The sequence below is a fragment of the Streptomyces sp. A0958 genome, assembly GCF_004795035.1.
GTDB lineage: Bacteria > Actinomycetota > Actinomycetes > Streptomycetales > Streptomycetaceae > Streptomyces.
On sequence record NZ_SSBK01000011.1, the window covers coordinates 96,138 to 122,129 of the forward strand.

The following is a 25,992-nucleotide window of genomic DNA, read 5'->3' on the forward strand; positions in this document are numbered from 1 at the left end:
CCCGGCTGCGCTGACGCGACCGGTACCAGCAGGTACGCTCATCGCGATATGAGCAGCGAGAACCTCCCCCAGAGCACGGAGCAGCAGCTCCGCAAGCCGCGTGTGGCCGTCGTGTTCGGCGGCCGCAGCTCCGAACACGGCATTTCGGTGGTCACGGCCGGTGCCGTCCTGAACGCCATCGACCGGACCAAGTACGACGTCCTGCCGATCGGCATCACGACGGACGGCCGCTGGGCGCTCACCGCCGACGAACCCGAACGCATGGCGATCGCGGACCGGAAGATGCCGGACGTGGCGCAGTTGGCCGAGTCCGACGAGGGCGGCGTCGTGCTCTCCGTCGACCCCGGCAGCCGCGAAGTCGTCTACAGCGAGCCCGGCTCGGTCCCCAAGGCGCTCGGCGAGGTCGACGTCGTCTTCCCCGTCCTGCACGGCCCCTACGGCGAGGACGGCACCCTCCAGGGCCTCCTGGAGCTGTCCGGCGTGCCGTACGTGGGCGCCGGCGTCCTCGCCTCGGCCGTCGGCCAGGACAAGGAGTACATGAAGCGCGTCTTCACCTCCTTCGGCCTGCCAGTCGGCCCGTACGTGGTCGTCCGCCCCCGCGAGTGGGACAACGACCGCGCCGCCGCCCGCGAACGCATCACGGACTTCGCCGCCGAGCACGGCTGGCCGCTCTTCATCAAGCCCGCCCGGGCCGGCTCGTCCATCGGCATCACCAAGGTCGAGGACGCCTCCGGACTGGACGAGGCGATCGAGGAGGCCCGCCGCCACGACCCCAAGTTCCTCGTGGAGTCACTGCTGCGGGGCCGCGAGATCGAGTGCGGCGTCCTGGAGTTCGAGGACGGGCCGCGCGCCAGCGTGCCGGCCGAGATCCCGCCCGTCACCGCGCACGACTTCTACGACTTCGAGGCCAAGTACATCGACGCGGCCTCCGGGATCGTGCCCGCGCCGCTCACCGACGAGCAGACCGCCGAGGTCCAGCGGCTCGCGGTCGAGGCCTTCGAGGCCGCCTCCTGCGAGGGCCTGGTGCGCGCCGACTTCTTCCTCACCGAGGACGGCGGCTTCGTCATCAACGAGATCAACACCCTGCCGGGCTTCACCCCGATCTCCATGTACCCGCGCATGTGGCAGGAGAGCGGTGTCAGCTACCAGCAGTTGGTGGACCGGCTCATCCAGGCGGCGCTCGACCGGCCGACCGGATTGCGCTGAAACACCCGGCACGGCGAGGGGCGTGCGCTCCCGGAGCGGTGAGCGCACGCCCTACAGCCGGTTCGGGACCGTCTTCTTCACCGCCGGGGCGAGAGCCGCGAGCGGGGTCGTGTCATGCGCGTACGCCGAGGAGAACGTCACCTCGACGTACGCCTTGCGCAAGGTGGTCGTCAGCCGCGGCCCGTCGTCCTCCCGCTGCTCCAACATCCAGTTGACGCCGTCCGCGGTGATCCCCTTCGACTGGTCGTCGTCCATCTCGGCGGGGCGCGGCACACCGCAGCGCAGTACGATCGCCCCGTCCCCCCACCCGGCGGTCAGCTCCGAACCGGGATCGGGGTCCTTGCGCTCCAGACCGGCGACGGTATCCGGCAGCTCCTTGTCCAGCGCACGGCAGTAGGCTGCGGCTTCCGGCGACGGACTGGGCACCGCGACCGACGCCGCGCCGCCCGAGGAACAGCCCGCCGCGGCCAACAACAGCAGAGCGGCGGACGGACCGAGGAGCACGGGGTGGGGGAGCCGGCGGCTGGAGGACGTCACCGGCCCAGCGTAGACGGGGGCTACAGGTGAACGACCGGGCAGGTCAGGGTTCTGGTGATGCCGTCCACCTGCTGGACCCGCGCCACCACCATGCGCCCGAGTTCATCGACCGTGTCGGCCTGGGCGCGCACGATCACGTCGTAGGGGCCGGTGACGTCTTCTGCCTGGATCACTCCCGGGATGTCGGAGATGGTCTCGGCGACGGTCGACGCCTTGCCCACCTCGGTCTGAATGAGGATGTACGCCTGTACCACGGAACCTCCAGGGCGGCCACGAGGATCATGTGGGGGAAAGGGACGCCACGTTATCGCGTCGCCAGGGGCCGCGGGGAGACCTGCGGGCCGGATGACGCCCCAGCGTGGCGTACAGAACGCACAAGTTGACGTATCTCTTGACAGTACCGACAGCAGTGACGGCACGCGACCGCGACTGGGGCGGCGCGGACGGGGGACAGGCCGGGCGAGCGCCCGGCCCGACACATGAGAGGTGAGACTCGGTGAAGGCAACCGTGGGCGAGTTGGGGGAGTTCGGGCTCATCAGAGAGCTCACGTCCCGGCTCACCACCACCCCGGCGGTCCGGCTCGGCCCGGGCGACGACGCCGCGGTCGTGACCGCCCCCGACCGCAGGGTCGTGGCCAGCACGGACATCCTGCTGGAGGGACGGCACTTCCGGCGCGACTGGTCGACGGCGTACGACGTGGGCCGCAAGGCCGCCGCGCAGAACCTCGCCGACATCGCCGCGATGGGCGCCGTGCCCACCGCACTGCTCCTCGGCCTCGTCGTCCCCGCCGAACTCCCGGTCACCTGGGCCGTGGAGCTGATGGACGGCCTGCGCGACGAGTGCCAGGTCGCGGGGGCGGCCGTGGTCGGCGGTGACGTGGTGCGCGGCGACACCATCACCGTCGCGATCACCGCGCTCGGCGACCTGCGCAACCACGAACCCGTCACCAGGGCCGGCGCCCAGCCCGGCGACGTCGTCGCCGTCACCGGCTGGCTCGGCTGGTCCGCCGCCGGGTACGCCGTGCTCTCCCGGGGCTTCCGCTCGCCCCGCGCCTTCGTCGAGGCCCACCGCCGCCCCGAACCGCCGTACCACGCGGGCCCCGCGGCCGCCGGGCTCGGCGCCACCGCGATGACCGACGTCAGCGACGGGCTCGTCGCCGACCTCGGGCACATCGCCGAGGCCAGCAAGGTCCGCATCGACCTGCGTTCCGGGCTCATCGACGTCCCCTCCCAGATGTCGGACATCGGGCAGGCCGTAGGCGTCGACCCGCTCCAGTGGGTCCTGACCGGCGGCGAGGACCACGCGATCGTCGCGACCTTCCCGCCCGACGTGAAGCTGCCGGCCCGCTGGAAGGTGATCGGCGAGGTCCTCAACCCCTCGGCGCTGCCCCAGGTGACGGTCGACGGGGCGCCCTGGACCAGCAAGAACGGCTGGGACCACTTCGGTGACATCGAGGACGCCCAGTAGATTGCGGCGCATGCCGATAACTCCCCCAGTACCTCCCCGCGTGCTCACCGTCGCCGGATCGGACTCCGGCGGCGGTGCGGGCATCCAGGCCGATCTCAAGACGATGCTGGCGCTCGGCACGCACGGAATGAGCGTGCTCACCGCCGTCACCGCCCAGAACTCCCTGGGCGTCCAGGGCGCCTGGGAGCTGCCCGCCAAGGCGGTGCGCGCCCAGTACCGCAGCGTCGTGGACGACATCGGCGTCGACGCGGTGAAGACCGGCATGCTGTCGTCCGCGCACCTGGTCGAGACCGTCGCCGAACTCCTCGCGGGCACCGATGCCCCCGCCGTCGTGGACCCGGTGGGCGTCTCCAAGCACGGCGACCCGCTCCTGGCCGCCGAAGCCCTCGACTCGGTCCGTACGAAGCTGCTGCCCGTCGCCACCGTGGCGACCCCGAACCTCGACGAAGTGGCCCAGCTCACGGGCATCACCGTCACCGACGAGCCCGGAATGCGCCGGGCCGCCGCCGCACTCCTCGGATTCGGCCCCCGCTGGGTCGTGATCAAGGGCGGCCACCTGCCCGGCGAGCCCGTCGACCTGCTCACCGACGGCAGCGAGGAGCACTGGCTGCGCGCCCCCCGCCATGACAACCGCCACACCCACGGCACCGGCTGCACCCTCGCCTCCGCGATAGCGAGCCACCTGGCGCGCGGAGCCGACGTGCTGACGGCCGTACGGGCCGCCAAGGCGTACGTCACCGGGGCGATCGAGGCGGGCTTCCCGCTCGGCGCCGGCATCGGCCCGGTCGGCCACGGCTGGCGGCTGCGCGACGCGGACTGACCGCCCGCCCCGCCGCACGGGCACGAGCTCGTCGCCCGGGCACATGCTTGTCGCCCGGGCACAGCAAAAAGCCGGTCCACCGAGATGGACCGGCTTTTTGGGCAACCGGTAGGGCTGCGCTACGACGGGAACGTCAGCGCGCGACCTTGCCGGCCTTGATGCACGAGGTGCAGACGTTGAGCCGCTTCGGCGTCCGCCCGACCACGGCACGCACGCGCTGGATGTTGGGATTCCAGCGACGGGACGTACGGCGGTGCGAGTGCGAAATGCTGTTGCCGAAGCTCGGCCCCTTGCCGCAAACGTCGCAGTTGGCAGCCACGGGTCACTCCAAAGACTTCAGATGCACTTACAGTGAATTCCGGCACGCCGGATTCAAGGTCTGAAGCGGCGGTACCGGGGGAATGTCCCGACTCTCGTCGGGCAACCGAAGCAGCATACAACGGCTGCGTCGGAGATACGAAACTACCATGGGTTCCACGCCCGCCCGCCCGCCCCGCCCCCGGACCGCCCGCACCCGCCGGCCGGAGCTACCCTGCGGTGCAGCCAGCCGCCCCGCCCGTGTTCCGAGTCCCTGTTCCGAGGAGGACTTCCAGGTGCCGCAGACCGCCGACGAACCGGATGCCGTCGCGGTACGGACCTGGTGCTCCCTGGCCCTGGATGCGCTCGGCCGGGAGCGCGCGGCCATCGACGCGATCAACGTCTACCCGGTCGCCGACGGGGACACGGGCACCAACCTCTACCTGACCGTGGAGTCCGCGGCGGCCGCCGTCGAAGCGGTCTTCGCCGCCCACGAGACCGGCACCTCGGTGCCCTCTGCGGCGGACGCGGTACGGGCCATGGCCCACGGGGCGCTGATCGGTGCCCGGGGCAACTCCGGCACGATCCTGGCCCAGTTGCTGCGCGGCATGGCCGGCGTGCTCGCCGAGGGGACCGGCGGCGACCGGCTCCGCCTGGCGCTCGACCGGGCCGCCGCCTCCGCCCGCCAAGCCGTCGCCCACCCCGTCGAGGGCACGGTCCTGACCGTCGCGGACCGGGCCGCCGCCGCGGCGGGGAGCGCACCGCCCGGCGCGAACACCGCCGAGGTGGCCGTGGCGGCGTACGAAGGGGCCCGCGCCGCCCTGGACGCGACCCCCGGGCAGCTCCCCGCCCTGGCCAGGGCCGGGGTGGTCGACGCCGGCGGGCGCGGCCTGGTGACCCTGCTCGGCGCCCTGGTCGAGGCCGTTTCGGGACGGGCCCCGGAGCGGCCTTACGAGAACCCCGCCCCGTTCGTACCGCCGCCCGCCGACGACGGGGAGTGCCCGGCCGCCGACGGCGACCAGGGCGGTCCCGCCTTCGAGGTCATCTACCTGCTGGAGGCCGGTGACGAGGCCGTCGAGCGGCTGCGCACCCGGCTGGACGGCCTCGGCGACTCCCTGGTGGTGGTCGGCGGCGACGGCCTGTGGAACGTCCATGTGCACGTGGACGACGCGGGGGCCGCGGTGGAGGCCGGTGTCGAGGCCGGCCGGCCGTACCGCATCCGCATCACCCACTTCGCCGCCGACCGGGCGCATGCCCGCCCCGAACCCGCCCGGCGCGCGGTCGTCGCGGTCGTCCCGGGCGACGGCCTCGCCGGCCTGTGCGAGCAGGCCGGTGCGACGACGGTGCTCGCCCGGCCCGGGGAGCCGCCCGCCAGCGGCGAACTCGTGGACGCGATCCGCCGCGCCCACGCCCGCGAGGTGGTCCTGCTGCCCAACGACGGCGACCTGCGCCACACCGCCGCTGCCGCCGCCGAACAGGCCAGGGCCCAGGGCATCCGGGTCGCCCTCGTCCCGACCCGGGCCGCCGTCCAGGGCATCGCGGCCCTGGCCGTCCACGAGCCCGACCGCAGCTTCGACGAGGACGTGGTCGCGATGACCTCGGCGGCCGGCGCCACCCGCTACGCCGAACTGGCCGTCGCCGAACGGCAGTCCTGGACCATGGCCGGCATCTGCCAGGCCGGCGACATCCTGGGCCTGATCGACGGCGACGTGGCCGTCATCGGCCAGGACGTGGCCGGCACCGCCCGCAAGGTCCTGGACCGGATGCTCGCGGCGGGCGGCGAGCTGGTCACCCTGGTCCTCGGCGAGGACACCCCGCCCGCCCTGGCCGACACCCTGGAGGAACACGTCCGCGAGGGCTACCTGGCGGTGGACACCACGGTCTACCACGGCGGCCACCAGCACGCTCCGCTCCTGATCGGCGTGGAGTAGCGAGCAACTGATCGGCGTGGAGCAACGAACAACCCAAGCCCGCGCGCCGCGCATTCAGGCCCGTGCGGCACAACCAAGCCCGTCCGGCGATTGAGGACGGGCCCCGCGCAAGCAGGCTGCCGTGCTCGCGGGCCGGGTCGGCAAGGTCAAGCCCGTCTGGCGATTGAGGACGGGCCCCGCGCAAGCAGGCTGCCGTGCTCGCGGGCCGGGTCGGCAAGATCAAGCCCGTCCGGCGATTGAGGACGGGCCCCGCGCAAGCAGGCTGCCGTGCTCGCGGGCCGGGTCGGCAAGATCAAGCCCGTCCGGCGATTGAGGACGAGGGGGCACGCCGGACGAACCCGGCGCCGCACCACCGCCCCGCCCTCCGAAGCCCGCGCCCGCCCCCCGGGGCTCACGCCACGTACGCCCGCACCGACTCCACCTCCGCCCGCCGCGCGTCCACCGTCTCGTCCGCCCCCTCCGGCACCCCCTCGTACGCGGCCACCACCTGCGCCGCCCGCCCCAGCGCGGCCCGGCCGCGGCCCAGGTCCGCCTCCAGCCACGCGGCCATCAGCAGGGCGCCCGTGCGCGAGGCCAGCTGGTCGGGGCCCGCCTCGTGGAAGGTCTCCGCCGCACGCTCGACGTACCCGAGCGCCTCCTCGTACACCACCCGCACCGGATCGTCCGCCGCCTCGCCCGGTTCGCCCTCGCAGGACTGGGCGAGCAGTTCGGCGGTCTGCCAGTACGTGGCGGCCAGCTCCGCCCGCAGTTCCGGACGCGCCGCGCACTCCCGTGCCGCCTCGGCCATGAACGCCCGCGCCGCACCCATCCCCGAGGGGCCCTCCCGCAGCGCGATCCAGGCCCGCACCCGCAGGGTCCGCACCAGCGACTGCGCCTCGTCCAGCGCCCGCCACAGCTCCCCGGCACGGGCGTAAGCCTGCTCGGCCTCCGGGTTCAGCTCGGCCCGGTACAGGGCCTGCCCGGCGAGCTGGGCGAGCATCGCGTGGTCGTGCTGCTCCGGCCACGTGCGGGCGATGTCCGCCGCCCGCAGCCAGTGCTCCGCCGCCGCCATCGGCTCGTCGAGCGCCATCAGCCCCTCGCCGAGCCACCGCAGCGTCTGGACGAGCATGCCCTCCCCGTGGTCCTCGGCCGAGACGTCGGGCAGGACGGTCTCCAGCACGGCCACCGCCTCCGCCGCCCGCCCCAGCCGCAGCAGCCAGCCACCGAGCTGGTGCCGGGCGTAGGCACCCAGCGTCCCGCTCTCGCCGGCCTCGTCCGCCCAGTGCGAGGCGTCCAGGGCGAGGTCCGCCGCCTCGGCGATCTGCCCCGTCGCAGCGAGCAGATCGGCCAGCTGGAGACGGAGCCGGGCCCGGCCGGACGGGCTCACGAACGTGTCCCCGTGCTCCAGCGCCGAGCGCGCGGCCCGCTCCGCCGTCGCGTGGTCCTCCAGTCCGGCCGCCGTCCGCGCCAGCCGCACCTCGTAGTCCACGGCACTCCAGGGCAGTCCCGCGTCGTGCGCCTCGGCGGCGGCCCGCTCGTACAGCCCGAGGGCGGCCGGCGCGTCGCCCCGGTGGGCGGCGACGTCCCCGAGGCAGCCCAGCGCCTCCGCGATCCGGGTGGCGAGCCGCCCCTCGTCGCGCCGGGGCTCGGTGAACGCCAGCAACTCGCGCGCCGCCCGTTCGAGGTCCGCGACGGCGGCGTCGTGCGACTCTCCGTCCGTCGCCCGCAGCATCCGCTGCTCGACGATCCGGGCCCGGCAGACCAGGGCACCGGACGCCTGCCGGGCGGTGGCCCCGCCGCCGGCGTGCAGCGCGAGGGCCCGCTCCACGAGCGGTGCGATCAGGGCCGCCGCCTCGTCGGTCTCCCCGCCCAGCGCACGGGCGAAGGTCTCCCTGGCGCTCGCCGCGACGGCCTCGCCCACGTCGCCCCCGGCCTCGTACAGCCCGGCCGCCGTACGAAACGCCCGCGCCGCCTCGGCGGGCGGCAGGGTGCCGTCCATCGCGAGGTGGTCCTCCAGGGTCGCCCGGTCCAGGGGCGCGAGGACGGCCCCCTCCGCCTCGGCGCGCGCGGCGACCGCCCGCCAGGCGTCCCCGGCCTCGGGGCGCAGGGCCTCGGACAGCCGGTGCGCCTCGGCCAGCAGCGCGGCCAGGTCCGGCGCGCCCGCGCCCTCGGCGTCGGCCACCGGCGGTGCGGGGGCGGGCCGGCCCGCGTTCACCGGGTGCGCCGCCCGTACGCCGAGCGGCAGCCGGTCCAGCAGCGGGACCTGCGCCAGGCGCTTGCCCAGTTCCTGCGTGACGTACCCGTTGCCGTTGCGTTCGTCGAAGCGGGCGGCCAGGGCCAGCGCCTGGGCCCGGGTCCGGGCGCCCAGCGACGCGGCGGTCCACTCCGTCCCGGCCGGGCCGGGGACCGACTGCCCGCCGTGGCCGAGCGCGACGAGCCGGTCCATCAGCAGGGCGGTCACGGCCAGGAAGCTCATCAGGCTGCCAGGGCTCCCGCTGTCGGTGAAGTACGCCGGCCGCTCCGCCAGGATCTCCAGCGCCCGGGCCTCGTTGCCGGTCAGCGCGCAGAACTCGATGTGCAGCGCGGCCGAGTAGCGCATGCTCTCCATCGGCCGGACCATCCGGTACCCGCGCAGATGGTGCGCTCGCGCCCGCTCCGCGCGCCCCGTCCGCAGCAGCGGCAGCAGGGAGGCGGCCAGCACGTCGTGCGGCTCGTGCGCGCAGACGTGCTCACCCTCCAGCACCGGCGCCCAGGTCTTCAGCGCCTCCTCGTCCAGCCCGCGCAGCACCTGCCAGGCGCCCTGCCCGTGCAGTTCGCAGGCGTGGCAGTTGGCCATCCGGTCCCGGTCCGCGGCCAGCCAGGCGGTGAACGCCCGCTCACCCCGCTCCAGGTCGCCCAGGTGCTGGGCGATCCCCAGCTCGCCCTGGCGCACGGCCCGCTCGGAGTGGCCGGCGAGCCGGTAGCGGTGGGCCATCTCGGCCTGCCACTTCTCGATGGCGGCGAGCGGGATGTGCGGCTGGTCGATCATGGAGCTGGAGACCCACTTGAACATCCAGAACAGATGGTGGGTCATGAACTGGTCGAAGTCGCCCGGCTGTTCGTCCCACAGCTTCAGCAGCCGCGCGAAGGGGACGAACATCTTGTCCTTCTCGGAGCTGTAGTTGTAGACCTGCAGCTGATGGACCAGCGCCTCGATCACCAGCGACGCGTCCCCGCTCTGCTCCGCCTCGGTCAGCAGCCGCTCCGCGCGGGCGTTGCGCGCGGGCCCCTCCGGCTCGGCCCGCATGTCCCGCAGGGCCTGGCGGATCGTCGCGGCATCGGTGCTCATCGGCCGTCCTCCTGAGGGTTCACGGGCGGCACGCCGCCGGGGGAAGCGGCGCCGGGCGGCGCGGCCGGGGGAGCGGCCGGTGGCGCGGCCGGCTGCGGGGAGAGGGGCGCGGCCGGGGGCGCGGCCCACTCCAGGAGCCCCATGAAGGCCCGGTTCAGCAGCGCCGAGTCGGCCGGCCGCAACGGCCGCTGCGCCATCAGCAGGGCCTGCCCGTACAGCGCCTCCGTCGCGGTCACCGCCAGCTCCGGGGTGTCCAGCGAACCGATCCGGCGGATCAGCGGGTTGAGCTGGTTCAGTACGAGCCGGGCACGCGGCGCACTGCCGCGCAACGAGCCCAGGATGCCCGCCCACAGGTCGTCGGCCTGCTCCTCCGCCTCGGCCCTGGCCTGCTCGTGGCGGACCGACCGGTCGTCCAGATGCAGCGCCGGAGTGGTCACCGGGTGGAAGGCGCGCAGCACCACATCGCAGCCCAGCGGGTCGAGCCGGGCACGCGCCGCCGCGAGGAACGGGCCGAGCGCCAGCTCCTCCCGCGGGTCCACGGCGTCCAGATGCGCGGTCACCGTATCGGCGTCCAGCTCCGCGACCACCGTCCCCGGCCGGGCCGCGGGCAGCCGCTCGACCAGCTCGGTGTCGTACGTGTAACCGCCGTTGACCACCCCGATGCCCTGCGCGGACGCGATCGGCGCGACCTGCCGGAACTCCTCCACGGACCGGGTGAAGTGCACCACCGGGTGGCGCCGGGCGAACTCCTCCAGCGACAGCCGCCCGTCCGTCGTCTCGAACGGCAGCCACGGCAGCATCGTGCGCCACATCGCCTCGTCGTGCCGGGCCAGCGACTTCACGCCCAGGTGGTGCACGGACAGGAACTGCGCCAGCCGCTCCGGATCACCCGCCGCGAGACCCGTCAGCCACTCCCTGATCCGGTCGCCCAGCGCGTCCCGTACAGCGGCCAGCGTCTCGTCCGCGTACAGCGCCTCGCGCGAGGCGGTGGGCCGCAGGCTGTCCGTGTCGATCACGCACCGCACGAAGAACGCCCACTCCGGCAGCAGTTCCTCCGCCCGGTCCGTCAGCAGCATGCCCTTGAGGTGGACCCGGTGGCCCGCGCGCTGCGCCGGGCTGACCGCCGACGGCAGGACGTGGGCCACCCCGCGTATCCCGGCGAGCGGCAGGGCGAGATCGATCGTGTCCAGCGGCGAGAAGCCGAACTGCTCCTGGCAGTGGCGCGCCAGCGCCACCCGCCGCGCGGCCGGGCTCGGATAGGCCCGGTCCCAGGGGGCGGGCAGCGCGGTGACGGCCGCCTCGCCGACCCGGACGTCGTACGGCAGCAGCGAACCGAAGTCACGGGCCAGCGCGAGCACCCGCTCCTCCGCCAGCCACTCGGCGCTCCCCGGCCGGGCGGTCAGATGCACGGTGGTCCCGGGCTCCGGACGCGCGCTGTCAGGCAGCGTACGGACGGTGTACGAGCCGTCCTCACGGGCGCACCACTCCACCGGCGGCTCCCCGGGCGTGCGCGCGGACCGGCTCACGACGCGGATCTCGGCGGCCACCACGAAGCACGCCAGCAGCCCGATCCCGAACTGGCCGAGGAACCCGGCACGCGCCGAGGCGAGGGAGTCGGCACCGTCCCGCTTGGAGCTGCGGCCGATCGTGGCGAGCAGGCTGTGCACATCGGCCTCGGTCAGACCGATGCCGCTGTCCTCCACCCGCAGCCGGCCGCCCTCGGCGTACAGCCGCACCAGCGCGGGCGCGTCCGGCTGTTCGGACCGGCGGGCCGTGATGGCGTCCACGGCGTTCTGCAGCAGCTCGCGCAGATAGACGCGGGGCGAGGAGTAGAGGTGATGGGAGAGGAGGTCGACCAGTCCGCGCAGATCCACCTGGAAGGTGTGCGGCTCCTGGGCGGCGGCGGAATCGGGTGCTGAAGTCTCAGATGTCATCGTCGCAGCGCCGGTGGGGGGACTTTCGGCGGCGCGGGTCGGGCGGTCCCTGGGAGGGTGACCGCGAATGAGAGGCGTGGGGGAGCCGATCCTAGGGTCGCGGCACGATTCTGACCAGCGGCTTCCGGTGTCCCCGGCGGTGCCCGCCGGACAACTGTCACTGCCGTGGTGTGCAATGGATCGCGTGTCTGCGTTCGACGAACCCCTCAAGAAGCTGCTCGGTGGCGCCACCGCGAAGGTGATGGCCGAGCACCTCGACCTGCACACGGTCGGTGATCTCCTGCATCACTACCCGCGCCGGTACGAGGAGCGCGGCCGCCTCACCGCGCTGACCGACCTCCCGCTCGACGAGCACGTCACGGTCGTCGCCCAGGTCGCCGACGCCCGCGTGCTGGCGTTCAACGGGGGACGCGGCAAGCGCCTCGAAGTGACCCTCACCGACGGTCACGGCCGACTCCAGCTGGTCTTCTTCGGCCATGGCGTCCACAAGCCGCACAAGGACCTGTTGCCGGGCCGGCGCGCCATGTGCGCCGGCAAGGTCTCCGTCTTCAACCGCAAGATGCAGCTCGCCCACCCCACGTACCAGCTGCTCGACGCCGCGTCCGACGACGAGGCCGGGGCGAGCGAGGCCGTGGACGCCTTCGCGGGCAAGCTGCTGCCGATCTACCCCGCCTGCAAGCAGCTCGACTCCTGGCGGATCGCCAAGGCGGTCGACGCGGTCCTGCCCAGCGCCCGGGAGGCCGTCGACCCGCTGCCCGAGGCCCTGCGCGAGGGCCGCGGCTTCACCTCGCTGCCCGAGGCCCTGCTGAAGATCCACCGGCCGCAGACCAAGGCCGACGTGGCGGCGGCCCGGGACCGGCTGAAGTGGGACGAGGCCTTCGTCCTCCAGGTCGCCCTGGCCCGCCGCAGGTTCGCCGACACCCAGCTCCCGGCCGTCGCCCGCCGGCCCGCCCCCGGCGGCCTCCTCGACGCCTTCGACGCGAAGCTGCCGTTCACCCTCACCGACGGCCAGCTCAAGGTCTCGAAGGAGATCTTCGACGACCTCGCCACCGAACACCCGATGCACCGCCTCCTCCAGGGCGAGGTCGGGTCGGGAAAGACCATGGTGGCCCTGCGCGCCATGCTCGCCGTCGTCGACTGTGAGGGACAGGCCGCCATGCTCGCGCCCACCGAGGTCCTCGCCCAGCAGCACCACCGGTCCATCACCGAGATGATGGGGGAGCTGGCGGAGGGAGGGATGCTGGGCGGTTCGGAGCAGGGCACCAAGGTCGTCCTGCTCACCGGCTCCATGGGCACCGCCGCACGCCGGCAGGCCCTGCTCGACCTGGTCACCGGCGAGGCCGGCATCGTCATTGGGACGCATGCGCTGATCGAGGACAAGGTCAAGTTCCACGACCTGGGCCTGGTCGTCGTGGACGAGCAGCACCGCTTCGGCGTGGAGCAGCGCGACGCCCTGCGGTCCAAGGGCAAGCAGCCGCCGCACCTGCTCGTCATGACCGCCACCCCCATCCCCCGCACGGTCGCCATGACGGTCTTCGGCGACCTGGAGACCTCCGTCCTCGACCAGCTGCCGGCCGGCCGCTCACCCATCGCCAGCCACGTCGTCCCCGCCGAGGACAAGCCCCACTTCCTCACCCGCGCCTGGGAACGGGTCCGCGAGGAAGTGGAGAACGGCCACCAGGCATACGTCGTCTGCCCCCGCATCGGGGACGACGAGGACGACCCCGGAAAGAAGAAGGGGAAGAAGAAGACCGCCGAGGAGGAGGCGACGGCGGACAAGCGCCCGCCGCTCGCCGTCCTGGAGATCGCCGAACAGCTCGCCAAGGGCCCCCTGAGCGGCCTGCGCATCGAGGTGCTGCACGGCAGGATGCAGCCCGACGACAAGGACGACGTGATGCGCCGCTTCGCCGCCGGCGAGGTCGACGTCCTGGTCGCCACCACCGTCATCGAGGTCGGCGTCAACGTCCCCAACGCCACCGCGATGGTGATCATGGACGCCGACCGGTTCGGCGTCTCCCAGCTGCACCAGCTGCGCGGCCGGGTCGGCCGCGGCTCGGCCCCCGGCCTCTGCCTGCTGGTCACCGAGGCCCACGAGGCGAGCCCCGCCCGCGCCCGCCTCTCCGCCGTCGCCGCCACCCTGGACGGCTTCGAGCTGTCCCGCATCGACCTCGAACAGCGCCGCGAGGGCGACGTCCTCGGCCAGGCCCAGTCCGGGGTCCGCTCCTCGCTGCGGGTCCTGAGCGTCATCGACGACGAGGAGGTCATCGCCGCAGCCCGCCAGGAGGCCGTCACCGTCGTGGCCGCCGACCCCGAACTGGAGCACCTGCCCGAGCTGCGCACCGCCCTGGACGCCCTGCTCGACAAGGACCGCGAGGAATACCTCGACAAGGGATGAGGACAGGGGGTGAGTACGGGCACGCCCGCCCGGGGGCGCCCCGCCCCCGCCGACGCCATATCGTGGGAGGCACGGCGCCCGCTCCATCCCGCGCGCCGCCCCGACCCGAGGACCAGTCACCCATGACCCGCGTGATCGCAGGCGTGGCCGGCGGACGCCACCTGGCCGTCCCGCCCGGCACCGGCACCCGCCCCACATCCGACCGCGCGCGCGAGGGCCTGTTCTCCACCTGGCAGGCGCTCCTCGGCACCCTGGACGGCATCCGGATCGCCGACCTCTACGCCGGCTCCGGCGCCGTGGGGCTCGAAGCGCTCTCCCGGGGCGCGGCCCACGCCCTGCTCGTGGAGGCCGACGCCAGGGCCGTCCGCACCGTCCGGGACAACGCCCGCGCCCTGGGCCTGCCCGGCGCCGAGGTCCGCACCGGCAAAGCCGAACAGATCGTGACGGGCCCGGCGCCCGCGGAGCCGTACGACGTGGTCTTCCTGGACCCGCCCTACGCCGTCACCGACGACGATCTTGGCGAGATACTGCTCACACTCCGTGCCCAGGGGTGGCTCACAGCCGACGCGCTCGTCACCGTGGAACGCAGCACCAGAGGCGGAGAATTCAGCTGGCCCAAGGGTTTCGAGCCATTGCGGGCCCGTCGCTACGGCGAGGGAACGCTTTGGTACGGTCGCGCCGCCGCTACGTGCGAAGACGCACGATGACCGGACCGGAGAGCGAGGGAATCAAGTTGCGCCGCGCCGTATGCCCGGGGTCTTTCGACCCCATCACCAACGGACATCTCGACATCATCGGCCGCGCCTCGAAGCTGTACGACGTCGTACATGTCGCGGTGATGATCAACCAGTCCAAGAAGGGCCTGTTCACGGTCGACGAGCGGATGGAGCTCATCCGCCAGGTCACGGAGGACTTCGGCAACGTGCGGGTCGAGGCCTTCCACGGGCTGCTGGTCGACTTCTGCAAGGAGCGCGACATCCCGGCGATCGTGAAGGGCCTGCGCGCCGTCAGCGACTTCGACTACGAACTCCAGATGGCCCAGATGAACAACGGGCTCTCGGGCGTCGAAACGCTCTTCGTGCCGACCAACCCCACCTACAGCTTCCTGTCGTCCTCCCTGGTCAAGGAGGTGGCGACCTGGGGCGGCGACGTCTCCCACCTGCTGCCCCCGGTCGTCCACACGGCCCTGACCGAACGCCTCCGGCAGCGCTGAGCCACTGACAGGGCGTCAGCCGTACACCCCGCAGGTGTCGGGCGGGCGGTGACTGGCCGTACAGTCGTCCCGTCCGTCTCCAATCGGCAGTAGAGAGTGGCGAGCACACGGTGGACGTGCAGAAGAAGCTCGACGAGATCGTCGAGACGGTCGGGAGCGCCCGGTCCATGCCCATGTCGGCATCCTGCGTGGTCAACCGCGCCGAACTGCTCTCGATGCTCGAAGAGGTGCGCGACGCCCTGCCCGGCTCGCTCGCGCAGGCCGCGGAGGTCATCGGCGGCCATGAGCAGCTGGTCGAGCAGGCCCGCCAGGAGGCCGGCCGGATCATCGAGAACGCCCACGCCGAGCGCGGCACCCTGATCTCCGACACCGAGATCGCCCGGCGCTCCCAGGCCGAGGCCGACCGGATTCTCACCGAGGCCCGTCAGGAGGCCGACGAGATCCGCGCCGAGGCCGACGAGTACGTCGACAGCAAGCTCGCCAACTTCGAGGTCGTCCTCACCAAGACCATCGGCTCCGTCGACCGGGGCCGCGAGAAGCTCCTCGGCCGCGGCCAGGGCTTCGACGAGCAGGGCTACGCGGACCCGGACTTCGCCGAGGCCCCCGAGCGCAGCGCCGACCCGGCCACTCTTCAGCGCCGCGCCGACGAGTACGTGGACACCAAGCTCGGCGCCTTCGAGGCGGTGCTCGCCAAGACCCTGGAGGCGGTCGGCCGGGGCCGGCAGAAGCTGCACGGCCGGGTCGCCACGGACGAGCTGGGCGCGCACATCGCCGCCCAGGACGCGGCGGGCAACCAGGGCCACACCAGCGACGAGGACCACTGGGCCGGACTGGCCGAGGTGGCCGCCCCGCAGCCGCTCCAGATCCCCCAGCAGACCGAGCCGCAGTACGCCGCCCAGCCGGAGCCGCAGTACGCGCAGACCTACGCCTACCAGGACCCGTCGCAGCAGGACGCCTACCAGGACCAACCCCAGCAGGACGCCTACGGCTACCAGCAGCAGCCCGACCCGTACGCGGCCTACCAGCAGCAGGGCTACGACCAGCAGGGCGGGACCGCGATGCCGGCGCAGGGCGGCTACGACGCCTGGCAGCAGCAGCCGGTGCCGGCCCAGCAGCCCCTCCAGCAGCACGGCGAGGGCGCCCTGGACGAGACCAGCCTGTTCGACACCAGCATGATCGACCTGGACCAGCTGCGCCGGTACGAACAGGAACGCTGACCCGGCGGGGGCCGTCGGCGGGCGTCCCGCCGGCCGGCCCGTCCGGGGCCGGATTGGGTCCTGGGCGGTGTGTCCAGTATCCTGGCTCCTCGGTCGCGCGTATGTCCGCGATCCCGGCTGCCCGCTTCGACTCCGGACCGGTCAGCCCCTCCCACCCCCACCGCGCGTGACGCGTTCGATCCGAAAGCAGGAGAAGCCCTGAACGGCCACCTCGACCACCGAAACCCCCTCGTGTTCGATACGCACGAGCTGGGCCGGCGTCCCGGTGCCATGCAGCGGCTGTCCCGCACGGCGGACGCCCCCGCCGACCTCGGTATCGGTGGCGTCATCGAAGTGCCGGAAGGCGCCCCGGTGGAGCTGAACGTCCGCCTCGAGTCCGTCATGGAAGGTGTGCTGGTCACCGGCACCGCCCGTGCGACGGCCGAGGGGGAGTGCGTAAGGTGTCTGGAGCCGCTGAGCCGCAAGGTGGAGGCGGACTTCCAGGAGATGTTCTCGTACCCTGACGCCGATGACCGGAACCGCGGCAAGACCGCGGACCCGGTCGACGACGCCGAGGACGACGAGGACAGGTATTTCCTCGAGGACGGCCTGTTCGACCTCGAGCCGGTGCTGCGTGATGCGGTGGTGCTCGCACTGCCGATGCAGCCGGTGTGCAAGGAGACCTGTGCCGGTCTGTGTTCCGAATGCGGAATCAGGCTGGACGAGAATCCGGGCCACCACCACGATGCCGTCGACGCACGTTGGGCGGCACTGCAAGGACTCGCCGAGACCGTTCAGGACGGCGAGAAGGACAACATGGGCGGCGCCGCACCCGGCGTCGACAAGAAGCAGGAGAAGTAGCCGTGGCTGTTCCGAAGCGGAAGATGTCGCGCAGCAACACGCGCCACCGCCGGTCGCAGTGGAAGGCTGCGGTCCCCACCCTGGTTTCGTGCGAGCGCTGCCAGGAGCCGAAGCTGCAGCACATCGCGTGCCCCAGCTGCGGCACGTACAACAAGCGCCAGGTCCTCGAGGTCTGAGCGGCTGGTGAGAGGCCCGATGTCTGAGTTGTCCCACGCCAAGAAGCAGGCAGACAACGTCAACACAGCCTCGTCCCACACGCTTCTGGAAGGGCGGCTCGGGTATCACCTCGAGTCCGCCCTTCTGGTGCGTGCGCTGACCCACCGTTCGTACGCGTACGAGAACGGCGGTCTGCCCACCAACGAGCGGCTGGAGTTCCTCGGGGACTCGGTGCTCGGCCTGGTGGTCACGGACACGCTGTACCGCACCCACCCCGACCTGCCCGAAGGCCAGCTGGCCAAGTTGCGGGCCGCGGTGGTCAACTCGCGTGCGCTGGCGGAAGTGGGCCGCGGCCTCGAACTCGGCTCCTTCATCCGGCTCGGCCGCGGTGAAGAGGGCACGGGTGGCCGGGACAAGGCGTCCATCCTCGCCGACACCCTGGAAGCGGTGATCGGCGCGGTCTATCTCGATCAGGGCCTCGACGCGGCCTCGGAGCTGGTTCACCGGCTCTTCGACCCGCTGATCGACAGGTCCTCGAACCTCGGCGCCGGCCTGGACTGGAAGACCAGCCTCCAGGAGCTCACCGCGAGCGAGAGCCTCGGAGTCCCCGAGTACCTCGTCACGGAGACCGGCCCGGACCACGAGAAGACCTTTACTGCTGCTGCTCGCGTCGGTGGTGTCTCGTACGGCACCGGCACCGGTCGTAGCAAGAAGGAAGCGGAGCAGCAGGCGGCCGAGTCCGCCTGGCGCGAGATCAGCGCCGCCGCGGAAGCGCGGGAGGCCGCGGCGAAGGCCGCAGCCGACGGAGGGGCCGCCGACACCCCTGCCGGCCCGTCGCCGTCCACGGACGTCGCTCCGGCCTGACCTGCGAGAACCCCCCGGCGCCTGCGCGCACCGGGGGGTTCTCCCTGTCCGCGTACCTTCGTACCCCATTCGCGTTTCACCCTCAGTCCCACCCCAGGAGCGACACCGTGCCCGAACTGCCCGAGGTCGAAGTCGTCCGCCGCGGTCTGGAGCGCTGGGTCGCCGGGCGGACGGCCGGTGAGATCGAGGTCCTGCACCCGCGCGCGGTCCGCCGCCACCTCGCGGGCGGCGTGGACTTCGCGGCCCGGCTCACGGGCGCGCGCTTCGGGACGGCTATGCGCCGCGGCAAGTACCTCTGGGTGCCGCTGGACGACGCGGCCGACTCGCTCCTCGGCCACCTCGGCATGAGCGGACAGCTCCTCGTCCAGCCCGAGGGGGCGCCCGACGAGAAGCACCTGCGGGTCAGGATCAGGTTCGCCGACTCCGTCGGCATCGAACTGCGCTTCGTGGACCAGCGCACCTTCGGCGGGCTCTCGCTCCACGAGAACACCCCCGACGGCCTGCCCGACATCATCGCGCACATCGCGCGCGACCCCCTGGACCCCGCCTTCGACGACGCCGCCTTCCACACGGCGCTGCGCCTGCGCCGCACCACGGTCAAGCGGGCCCTGCTCGACCAGTCGCTGATCAGCGGGGTCGGCAACATCTACGCGGACGAGGCGCTCTGGCGCTCCCGGCTGCACTACGACCGGCCGACCGCGACCCTCACCCGCCCCGGGTCGGCCGAGCTGCTCGGCCATGTCCGCGACGTGATGAACGCCGCCCTGGCCCAGGGCGGCACGAGCTTCGACAGCCTCTACGTGAACGTGAACGGCGAGTCGGGCTACTTCGACCGGTCGCTCGACGCCTACGGCCGCGAGGGCGAGCCCTGCCACCGCTGCGGTACGGCGATGGCGCGGCGCCCCTGGATGAACCGGTCCAGCTACTACTGCCCGCGCTGCCAGCGCCCGCCCCGCATCCGGCCTCAGGCCTCGCGCGCCGCGTCGTAGCGCTCCCGCGCCGCCAGGACCTCGTCCATGCGGCCCTCCACGAAGTGGATCAGGCCGAGCAGCCGCTCCGCGACCTCGCGCCCGAGCGGGGTCAGCTCGTAGTCGACGCGGGGCGGATTGACGAGCTGCGCCTCGCGGTGCACCAGGCCGTCCCGCTCCAGCGCCTGCAGGGTCTGGGACAGCATCTTCTCGCTCACCCCGTCGACCCGGCGGCGCAGCGCGTTGAAGCGCAGGCTCCCCTCGTACAGGGCGCCGAGTGTGAGGCTGCCCCAGCGGCCGGTGGCGTGTTCCAGCAGGCCGCGCGAGGGGCACTGCTTGGAGAACACGTCGAAGGGCGGCATGACGTCCCGCCGCTCCTCGGGCGATGCGGTGCTCTGGTCCATGAAAACCAGCGTACGCCCGCACAGCGCTTTCCCCGAGACAGCGGAATCCGGGAGCAAGCGAGCGGGGCGTACGGGGTGGTGGGGACGGAGGTGGCGCGGGTCAGAAGCCGAAGTCCTGGGTCCACCAGGGGCCGCCGGTTCCGAGGTGGACGCCGACGCCGAGGGTCTTGTAGTCGCAGTTGAGAATGTTTGCTCGGTGGCCGTCGCTGTTCATCCAGGCGTCCATCACGGCCTGGGCGTCGGCCTGTCCGCGGGCTATGTTCTCGCCGCCGAGCCCGGAGACGCCGGCCGCGTCGGCCCGGTCCCAGGGGGTCTTCCCGTCGGGGTCGGTGTGGCCGAAGAAGCCGCGCTCGGCCATGTCGTCGCTGAAGTTCTGGGCGAGCGAGGCCAGCGACGCGCTCGCCGTGACCGGGCTGCAGCCGACCTTGGCGCGCTCCTGGTTGACCAGGGCGAGCACGGCGGCCCGGGCGGAGGTCGCGGCGGCCGTCGGCGTGCTGCTCCTGGACGGGGCCGGGGCGGAGGACGAGGTCTTCGGGGCGGCCGGGGCCGCCGGGGCCGAGCTCTTGGCTGTTTCGGTGGCCGGCGCCTTGGAGGCGCTGGAGGAGGGCTTGGCCGTCTCCTTCTTCTTGCCGGCCGCCTTCTTGCCGGCCGCGGTCTTCGTCGGCGCGGCCGTCTTCGAGGGCGAAGCGGAAGCGGAGGACGAGGCCGATGCGGGCGCGGAGGCGGCGGCGGAGGCCGACGTGGACGGCGAGCCGGACTTGGTGGAACGCGTCTTCGCGGGCCCGGCGGAGCGGTCGGTGCCCCGGCTCGCCGTGGCCGAAGCGGAGGCGCGGTCGGCGGGCTCGGTGGTGGCGCCGCCCTGGGTGAGCAGGTCCGGGGCGGCCTGGGAGCGCACCTGGTCGGCGGTCGGGCCACCGCCCACGGTGTGGCTGTCCCCGCCGGGCAGCAGACCCGAGGCCACGGCCACGGCTCCGACGGCCATGGCCGCCGAGACGCCGATCAGCCCCGTGCGCACGGGTATCGCGGACCGCTTCCTGCGGTTCGTACCCCGGCGCCGGCCGGCGCCCCCGTCCGCGGACTCTTCAGCGGCGGGAGCTGCGGCGATGCGTCGATGGCGTCCCATCTGCTGTGCCCTTCTGACGACCCGGACGCCGTTTTCAGCGCCCACGCTCACCCGAACGAGTGAAGCTTTTGCGAGGGGACTGTACGCCATGGCGATTCGCCGAGAAGTGCTTCGTAAGCAATCGGCCGGTTAGCGTTCGGGCATGAACGAAGATGTACGACTCACCGCTTGGGTACGCGGTCGAGTACAGCAAGTAGGGTTCCGCTGGTTCACCAGGGCAAATGCTTTGGAGATCGGGGGCCTCACCGGCTTCGCCCTCAATCTGGACGACGGCAGGGTGCAGGTCGTGGCCGAGGGCCGGCGTGAGAATTGCCACCGTCTTCTGGACTGGCTGCGGTCGGACGACACACCCGGCCGCGTTGACGGAGTCACTGAGATCTGGGACACGCCGCGCGGGGGATACGAGGGCTTCGCGATCCGCTGATCCGGGTGGGGAACGGAACGGGAAAAGGGCCCGCGTTCGGGCCGTGTTCGATTCGTGGCGCGGGGCGACCACAGGCACCCCCGTCGCGCGTACACATGAAATGACCTGCGGAATGACCCGATGGTTGCCAAGATTCGGTTGGCGTGCCAGGCTGCCGCAGTAACGATGATCTCCGGACCCCAGAGGGCCCCGCTGGAGAGTCGCGCCGCATGATCGTCTCGCCGCGCGCCCCCGGGACGCCTGCCTCTACGGGGTGTGATCGTGTTGACCGTCAAACTTTTTGGTGAGACTCTGAAATCCCCGCGCACCTTAGCTGTTCGGCAGAGCTGGTAGGCAGCAGGACAGCAGTGACACAGAGCACTGCCGAGCACCGCGGGTGCGATCCCTCACGACCCACACCGCATCGGTCGGTCACTCATTGTGGAGGACCATCCTCATGGCAAAGGCGCTTCTCGGTTACGTCGGCGGTTCCGACCCGCGACTCCTCGCCGAGATGCGACGGCTCCAGCAGCGCGTCCAGGACCTCGAGTCCGAACTCGTACGCATTCAGGACGAGAACGACGCGCTCAACGCCGCCGCTCAGCACCAGGAGTCGCTGCTCGACAGCATCGACATCGACGTACCCCAGGCGGAGCCGGCACTGACCTGACCCGATCGAGAGGCCCCGACGGGCCGATCGGGCCGCGCACGCCAACCGCACAGGCACATCGCCGGAACACCGCCGGATCACTGAAGGTCAATCGCAGGCCGGACGGCCGCAGGTCCGCGTTGATCTGCTTCTCTTCTGCCTCGTCATTGATCCGGTAACGCGCGCCGTCATGGTGACGCACGCTTATTCATGACGACGCATGATCCACAGAATTAACAAGGGACGCTTCGGCGTCCCTTCTTTCTTTTCCCTTCGCCCCGCGCAGGTCCCGCCCCGGACGTACACCCCTTCCCTTACCGTCTGATGTGCCCTGCACCTTCATCAGCGAAACCGAGAGCGAAAGGTAGAGTCCGGCGGCGTGCACCTCAAGGCCCTGACCCTGCGCGGTTTCAAATCGTTCGCCTCCGCCACGACCCTGCGGTTCGAACCCGGGATCACCTGCGTGGTCGGCCCCAATGGGTCGGGCAAGTCCAATGTGGTGGACGCGCTCTCCTGGGTCATGGGGGAGCAGGGGGCCAAATCCCTGCGCGGCGGCAAGATGGAGGACGTGATCTTCGCCGGGACCACCGGCCGGCCACCGCTGGGCCGGGCGGAGGTGTCGCTGACCATCGACAATTCCGACGGCGCCCTGCCCATCGAGTACGCCGAAGTGACGATCACGCGGATCATGTTCCGCAACGGCGGCAGCGAATACCAGATCAACGGCGACACCTGCCGGCTGCTCGACATCCAGGAACTGCTTTCCGACTCCGGCATCGGCCGCGAGATGCACGTCATCGTCGGGCAGGGGCAGCTGGACTCCGTCCTCCACGCCGACCCGATGGGCCGCCGCGCCTTCATCGAGGAGGCCGCCGGTGTCCTCAAGCACCGCAAGCGCAAGGAGAAGGCGCTGCGGAAGCTGGACGCCATGGGGGCGAACCTGGCCAGGGTGCAGGACCTCACCGACGAGCTGCGGCGGCAGCTGAAACCGCTCGGCCGGCAGGCGGCGGTGGCCCGCCGGGCCGCGGTCATCCAGGCCGACCTGCGCGACGCCCGGCTGCGCCTCCTCGCCGACGACCTCGTGACGCTGCGCACCGCCCTGCGCGGGGAGATCGCCGACGAGGCCGCGCTCAAGCAGCGCCGGGAGGCCGCCGAGGCGGAACTCAAGGCCGCGCTCGGGCGCGAGGCCGAACTGGAGGACGAGGTGCGGCGGCTGACGCCCCGGCTCCAGCGGGCCCAGCAGACCTGGTACGAGCTGTCCCAGCTGGCCGAACGGGTACGCGGCACGACCTCGCTGGCCGACGCCCGGGTGAAGAGCGCCACCGCCCCGCCCGAGGAGGAGCGGCGCGGCCGCGACCCCGAGGACATGGAGCGCGAGGCGGCCCGCATCCGCGAGCAGGAGGCCGAACTGACCGCGGCCCTGGAGGCGGCGGAACACGCGCTGGAGGACACCGCGTCCCACCGCGCCGAGCTGGAACGCGAGTTGGCGGCCGAGGAGCGCAGGCTCAAGGACGCCGCCCGCGCCCTGGCCGACCGCCGCGAAGGGCTCGCCCGGCTGCACGGCCAGGTCAACGCCGCCCGCAGCCGCGCGGGTTCGGCCCAGGCGGAGATCGACCGGCTGGCCGCGTCCCGCGACGAGGCGCGGGAGCGGGCGGTCGCGGCCCAGGAGGAGTACGAGCAGCTGAAGGCCGAGGTCGACGGCCTGGACGCCGGGGACACGGAACTCGGCGAGCGCCACGAGGCCGCCCGGCGCGAGCTGAAGGAGGCCGAGTCGGCGCTCTCCGGGGCCCGGGAGGAGGCCACGGCCGCCGAACGACGGCGCGCCGCCCTCGCGGCCCGGCACGACGCGCTGGCCCTCGGGCTGCGGCGCAAGGACGGTACGGGGGTGCTGCTCGGGGCCCGCGACCGGCTGACGGGGCTGCTCGGACCGGCGGCGGAGCTGCTGACGGTGGCCCCGGGGCACGAGGTCGCGGTGGCGGCGGCGCTGGGCGCGGCGGCGGACGCGGTCGCGGTGACGGACCCGGCCACGGCGGCCGAGGCGATCCGGCTGCTGCGCAAGCAGGACGCGGGCCGCGCGGCCCTGCTCCTCGGGGGCGGGGCGCGGGGCGCGGACGCGGTGGGCCACGTACCCGAGCAGGGGACGCAGGCGCACCCGCCGCAGCACGAGGGCGTGGCGCAGGTCGTCCTTCCCGGGCAGAGCGCGGAGGCCGCAGCCGCCCGGGAGCCCGCGGGGGCCGTCGAGGAGCGGGCCGACCGGCAACCGGTCCCGGTCGTCGTCGCCGGTCCGGGGGCGCCCGCCGTCGCCGATCTCGTCGGCGGCCCCGTCGAACTGGTGGCCGCCGTCCGCAGGCTGGTGCGGGACATGGTGGTCGTCCCCACGCTGGAGGACGCCGAGGAGCTGGTGGCCGATCGTCCGGAGCTGACGGCGGTGACCGGCGAGGGGGACATCCTCTCCGCGCACTTCGCGCACGGCGGCTCCGCCGGCGCGCCGAGCCTGCTCGAAGTGCGGGCGTCCGTGGACGAGGCGGCCGCCGAACTCGCCGAGCTGGCCGTGCGCTGCACCGAACTCGCCGAGGCGCAGCGCCTCGCGGCCGAGCGGCGGACCGCGTCGGCGGCGCTCGTCGAGGAGCTTGGGGAGCGCCGGCGGGCCGCGGAACGTGAGAAGTCGGGGGTGGCCCAGCAGCTCGGCCGGCTGGCCGGTCAGGCGCGGGGCGCCGCCGGTGAGGCCGAGCGGATGGACGCGTCGGCCGCCCGGGCCCAGGAGGCGCTGGAGCGGGCGACCGAGGAGGCCGAGGAGCTGGCCGAGCGGCTGCTCGGCGCCGAGGAGGCGGCCGGTGACGGCGCCGACGACGAGCCGGACACCGGCGTGCGCGACCGGCTCGCGGCCGACGGTGCCAACGCCCGCCAGACCGAGATGGAGGCCCGCCTCCAGGTCCGTACGCACGAGGAACGCGTCAAGGCGCTCGCCGGGCGCGCCGACTCGCTGGACCGGGCCGCGCGGGCCGAGCGCGAGGCGCGGGACCGGGCCGAGCGGCGCCGCGCCCGGCTGCGCCACGAGGCCGAGGTGGCCTCCGCGGTGGCCTCGGGTGCCCGGCAGCTGCTGGCCCACGTCGAGGTGTCCGTCGTACGGGCGGAGCGGGAGCGGGCGGCGGCCGAGGCGTCGAAGGGGGAGCGGGAGCGCGAGCTGGCGGCCGAGCGCCTGCGGGGCCGCGACCTCAAGGGGGAGCTCGACAAGCTGACGGACTCGGTGCACCGGGGCGAGGTGCTGGGCGCCGAGAAGCGGCTGCGGATAGAGCAGCTGGAGACGAAGGCGCTGGAGGAGCTGGGCGTCGAGCCGGCCGGGCTGGCGGCCGAGTACGGACCCGACCAGCCGGTGCCGCCGTCGCCGGCCGCCGAGGGCGAGGAGCTGCCCGAGGACCCGGAGCATCCGCGCAACCTGCCGAGGCCGTTCGTCAGGGCCGAGCAGGAGAAGCGGCTCAGGTCGGCCGAACGGGCGTATCAGCAACTCGGGAAGGTGAATCCGCTCGCCCTTGAGGAGTTCTCGGCGCTGGAGGAGCGGCACAAGTTCCTCTCCGAGCAGCTGGAGGACCTGAAGAAGACCCGGGCCGATCTGATGCAGGTCGTCAAGGAGGTCGACGAGCGGGTCGAGCAGGTCTTCACCGAGGCCTACCGGGACACCGCCCGCGAGTTCGAGGGCGTCTTCTCGCGCCTGTTCCCGGGCGGTGAGGGGCGGCTGATCCTTACCGATCCGGACAACATGCTCGCCACCGGTGTGGACGTGGAGGCGAGGCCGCCGGGCAAGAAGGTCAAGCGGCTCTCCCTGCTGTCGGGCGGGGAACGGTCCCTGACGGCAGTGGCGTTGCTGGTCTCGATCTTCAAGGCCAGGCCGAGCCCGTTCTATGTGATGGACGAGGTCGAGGCGGCTCTCGACGACACCAATCTCCAGCGGCTGATCCGGATCATGGAGGAGCTCCAGGAGAGCTCGCAGCTCATCGTGATCACGCACCAGAAGCGGACGATGGAGGTCGCCGACGCGCTGTACGGCGTCTCGATGCAGGGCGACGGCGTCTCCAAGGTCATCAGCCAGCGGCTTCGCTGAGCCTTTACCAAATCTTCAGGACTTCAACGTGGCCTTCTGGGTACGTGGGGGTGGATCTCGGCTCCTACCCCGGTGTTGACTTCAAAACTTGAAGACATAGTCTCTGCGACGTCTACTTTGTCTTCAAGTGGTAGTCGGTGAGAAGTTGTGTACCACTGGGA

The 25,992-nt window shown here is 72.7% G+C and carries 22 protein-coding genes; 15 read left to right on the plus strand and 7 right to left on the minus strand.

Translation table 11 applies throughout. The features are described from left to right. The first annotated feature begins 48 nt into the window (after nt 1-48). Nucleotides 49-1,206, plus strand: coding sequence for a D-alanine--D-alanine ligase family protein (locus E6P78_RS14215; protein ID WP_136203937.1), 1,158 nt, complete (start codon nt 49-51; stop codon nt 1,204-1,206). A 51-nt stretch (nt 1,207-1,257) separates the two neighbouring features. Here E6P78_RS14215 and E6P78_RS14220 read toward each other — a convergent pair whose 3' ends face one another. Next, nucleotides 1,258-1,743, minus strand: a complete 486-nt coding sequence (locus E6P78_RS14220) for a DUF3515 domain-containing protein (protein ID WP_240799206.1) — start codon at nt 1,741-1,743, stop codon at nt 1,258-1,260. A gap of 20 nt (nt 1,744-1,763) precedes the next feature. Then, complete coding sequence (locus tag E6P78_RS14225) at nt 1,764-1,997, minus strand: Lrp/AsnC ligand binding domain-containing protein (RefSeq protein ID WP_136203938.1); 234 nt, start codon at nt 1,995-1,997, stop codon at nt 1,764-1,766. 242 nt (nt 1,998-2,239) lie between these two features. Here E6P78_RS14225 and E6P78_RS14230 point away from each other — a divergent pair, with 242 nt between their 5' ends. Both E6P78_RS14230 and thiD read left to right on the plus strand, forming a co-directional pair. Then, a complete protein-coding gene (locus E6P78_RS14230) occupies nt 2,240-3,211 on the plus strand; it encodes a thiamine-phosphate kinase (protein ID WP_136203939.1) in 972 nt (323 codons plus the stop codon). A gap of 10 nt (nt 3,212-3,221) precedes the next feature. Next, nucleotides 3,222-4,031, plus strand: a complete 810-nt coding sequence (gene thiD, locus E6P78_RS14235; protein ID WP_136203940.1) for a bifunctional hydroxymethylpyrimidine kinase/phosphomethylpyrimidine kinase — start codon at nt 3,222-3,224, stop codon at nt 4,029-4,031. Nucleotides 4,032-4,164: 133 nt separating this feature from the next. On the opposite strand, the gene rpmB is transcribed toward thiD, so the two are convergent. Continuing rightward, a complete protein-coding gene (gene rpmB, locus E6P78_RS14240; RefSeq protein WP_003965989.1) occupies nt 4,165-4,350 on the minus strand; it encodes a 50S ribosomal protein L28 in 186 nt (61 codons plus the stop codon). Nucleotides 4,351-4,624: 274 nt separating this feature from the next. Here rpmB and E6P78_RS14245 point away from each other — a divergent pair, with 274 nt between their 5' ends. Continuing rightward, nucleotides 4,625-6,259 carry a DAK2 domain-containing protein gene (locus tag E6P78_RS14245; RefSeq protein ID WP_136203941.1) on the plus strand — a complete coding sequence of 545 codons (1,635 nt, stop codon included), beginning with the start codon at nt 4,625-4,627 and terminating at the stop codon, nt 6,257-6,259. Between the two features lie 391 nt (nt 6,260-6,650). Here the strand turns inward: E6P78_RS14245 and E6P78_RS14250 are convergent, their stop codons facing one another. Beyond that, nucleotides 6,651-9,566 carry a tetratricopeptide repeat protein gene (locus tag E6P78_RS14250; protein WP_136203942.1) on the minus strand — a complete coding sequence of 972 codons (2,916 nt, stop codon included), beginning with the start codon at nt 9,564-9,566 and terminating at the stop codon, nt 6,651-6,653. Continuing rightward, the gene (locus E6P78_RS14255; protein WP_136203943.1) at nt 9,563-11,500 is read right to left on the minus strand and encodes an HSP90 family protein; all 1,938 of its coding nucleotides are present in this window, start codon (nt 11,498-11,500) and stop codon (nt 9,563-9,565) included. The genes E6P78_RS14250 and E6P78_RS14255 overlap by 4 nt, the downstream gene beginning before the upstream one ends. Before the next feature lie 175 nt (nt 11,501-11,675). Between E6P78_RS14255 and recG the strand changes: the two genes are divergently transcribed. The 8 genes from recG (at nt 11,676) to mutM (ending at nt 19,174) form a co-directional block, all read left to right on the plus strand. After that, entirely contained in the window at nt 11,676-13,895 is a 2,220-nt protein-coding gene (gene recG, locus E6P78_RS14260; protein WP_136203944.1) for an ATP-dependent DNA helicase RecG, read from the plus strand. Between the two features lie 122 nt (nt 13,896-14,017). Beyond that, entirely contained in the window at nt 14,018-14,602 is a 585-nt protein-coding gene (gene rsmD, locus E6P78_RS14265; RefSeq protein WP_136203945.1) for a 16S rRNA (guanine(966)-N(2))-methyltransferase RsmD, read from the plus strand. A 26-nt stretch (nt 14,603-14,628) separates the two neighbouring features. After that, nucleotides 14,629-15,108: a pantetheine-phosphate adenylyltransferase gene (gene coaD, locus E6P78_RS14270; protein WP_206307808.1), complete on the plus strand. Its 480-nt coding sequence runs from the start codon at nt 14,629-14,631 to the stop codon at nt 15,106-15,108. A 110-nt stretch (nt 15,109-15,218) separates the two neighbouring features. Continuing rightward, nucleotides 15,219-16,325 (plus strand): cell division initiation protein, encoded by a 1,107-nt coding sequence (locus tag E6P78_RS14275; protein ID WP_136203947.1) that lies wholly within the window; start codon nt 15,219-15,221, stop codon nt 16,323-16,325. Nucleotides 16,326-16,556: 231 nt separating this feature from the next. After that, nucleotides 16,557-17,165: a DUF177 domain-containing protein gene (locus E6P78_RS14280; RefSeq protein ID WP_136203996.1), complete on the plus strand. Its 609-nt coding sequence runs from the start codon at nt 16,557-16,559 to the stop codon at nt 17,163-17,165. A 2-nt stretch (nt 17,166-17,167) separates the two neighbouring features. Then, a complete protein-coding gene (rpmF, locus tag E6P78_RS14285) occupies nt 17,168-17,341 on the plus strand; it encodes a 50S ribosomal protein L32 (protein ID WP_003965982.1) in 174 nt (57 codons plus the stop codon). Between the two features lie 19 nt (nt 17,342-17,360). Beyond that, nucleotides 17,361-18,185, plus strand: coding sequence for a ribonuclease III (gene rnc / locus E6P78_RS14290; protein WP_136203948.1), 825 nt, complete (start codon nt 17,361-17,363; stop codon nt 18,183-18,185). A 107-nt stretch (nt 18,186-18,292) separates the two neighbouring features. Beyond that, entirely contained in the window at nt 18,293-19,174 is an 882-nt protein-coding gene (gene mutM / locus E6P78_RS14295; protein ID WP_136203949.1) for a bifunctional DNA-formamidopyrimidine glycosylase/DNA-(apurinic or apyrimidinic site) lyase, read from the plus strand. Here the strand turns inward: mutM and E6P78_RS14300 are convergent. Together E6P78_RS14300 and E6P78_RS14305 are read right to left on the minus strand one after the other, a co-directional pair. Next, nucleotides 19,150-19,557, minus strand: coding sequence for a helix-turn-helix domain-containing protein (locus tag E6P78_RS14300; protein WP_136203950.1), 408 nt, complete (start codon nt 19,555-19,557; stop codon nt 19,150-19,152). The two genes, mutM and E6P78_RS14300, sit on opposite strands and share 25 nt — an antisense overlap. A 100-nt stretch (nt 19,558-19,657) precedes the next feature. After that, nucleotides 19,658-20,680, minus strand: a complete 1,023-nt coding sequence (locus E6P78_RS14305; protein WP_136203951.1) for a CAP domain-containing protein — start codon at nt 20,678-20,680, stop codon at nt 19,658-19,660. 142 nt (nt 20,681-20,822) lie between these two features. Here E6P78_RS14305 and E6P78_RS14310 point away from each other — a divergent pair, with 142 nt between their 5' ends. The 3 genes from E6P78_RS14310 (at nt 20,823) to E6P78_RS14325 (ending at nt 25,831) form a co-directional block, all read left to right on the plus strand. Next, nucleotides 20,823-21,104, plus strand: coding sequence for an acylphosphatase (locus E6P78_RS14310; RefSeq protein WP_026242487.1), 282 nt, complete (start codon nt 20,823-20,825; stop codon nt 21,102-21,104). 436 nt (nt 21,105-21,540) lie between these two features. After that, a complete protein-coding gene (locus E6P78_RS14320; protein WP_018551753.1) occupies nt 21,541-21,753 on the plus strand; it encodes a hypothetical protein in 213 nt (70 codons plus the stop codon). Between the two features lie 358 nt (nt 21,754-22,111). Further along, nucleotides 22,112-25,831 carry an AAA family ATPase gene (locus tag E6P78_RS14325; RefSeq protein ID WP_136203952.1) on the plus strand — a complete coding sequence of 1,240 codons (3,720 nt, stop codon included), beginning with the start codon at nt 22,112-22,114 and terminating at the stop codon, nt 25,829-25,831. The last annotated feature ends 161 nt before the right edge of the window (nt 25,832-25,992 follow it).

Bases quoted from the DNA above. Each gene is read 5' to 3' on its own strand.
- E6P78_RS14255 (WP_136203943.1), bottom strand. From the start codon at position 11,500: ATGACATCTGAGACTTCAGCACCCGATTCCGCCGCCGCCCAGGAGCCG.
- E6P78_RS14310 (WP_026242487.1), top strand. From the start codon at position 20,823: ATGAACGAAGATGTACGACTCACCGCTTGGGTACGCGGTCGAGTACAG.
- E6P78_RS14320 (WP_018551753.1), top strand. From the start codon at position 21,541: ATGGCAAAGGCGCTTCTCGGTTACGTCGGCGGTTCCGACCCGCGACTC.
- E6P78_RS14305 (WP_136203951.1), bottom strand. From the start codon at position 20,680: ATGGGACGCCATCGACGCATCGCCGCAGCTCCCGCCGCTGAAGAGTCC.
- thiD (WP_136203940.1), top strand. From the start codon at position 3,222: ATGCCGATAACTCCCCCAGTACCTCCCCGCGTGCTCACCGTCGCCGGA.
- recG (WP_136203944.1), top strand. From the start codon at position 11,676: ATGGATCGCGTGTCTGCGTTCGACGAACCCCTCAAGAAGCTGCTCGGT.
- E6P78_RS14250 (WP_136203942.1), bottom strand. From the start codon at position 9,566: ATGAGCACCGATGCCGCGACGATCCGCCAGGCCCTGCGGGACATGCGG.
- rnc (WP_136203948.1), top strand. From the start codon at position 17,361: ATGTCTGAGTTGTCCCACGCCAAGAAGCAGGCAGACAACGTCAACACA.
- E6P78_RS14300 (WP_136203950.1), bottom strand. From the start codon at position 19,557: ATGGACCAGAGCACCGCATCGCCCGAGGAGCGGCGGGACGTCATGCCG.
- E6P78_RS14215 (WP_136203937.1), top strand. From the start codon at position 49: ATGAGCAGCGAGAACCTCCCCCAGAGCACGGAGCAGCAGCTCCGCAAG.
- rsmD (WP_136203945.1), top strand. From the start codon at position 14,018: ATGACCCGCGTGATCGCAGGCGTGGCCGGCGGACGCCACCTGGCCGTC.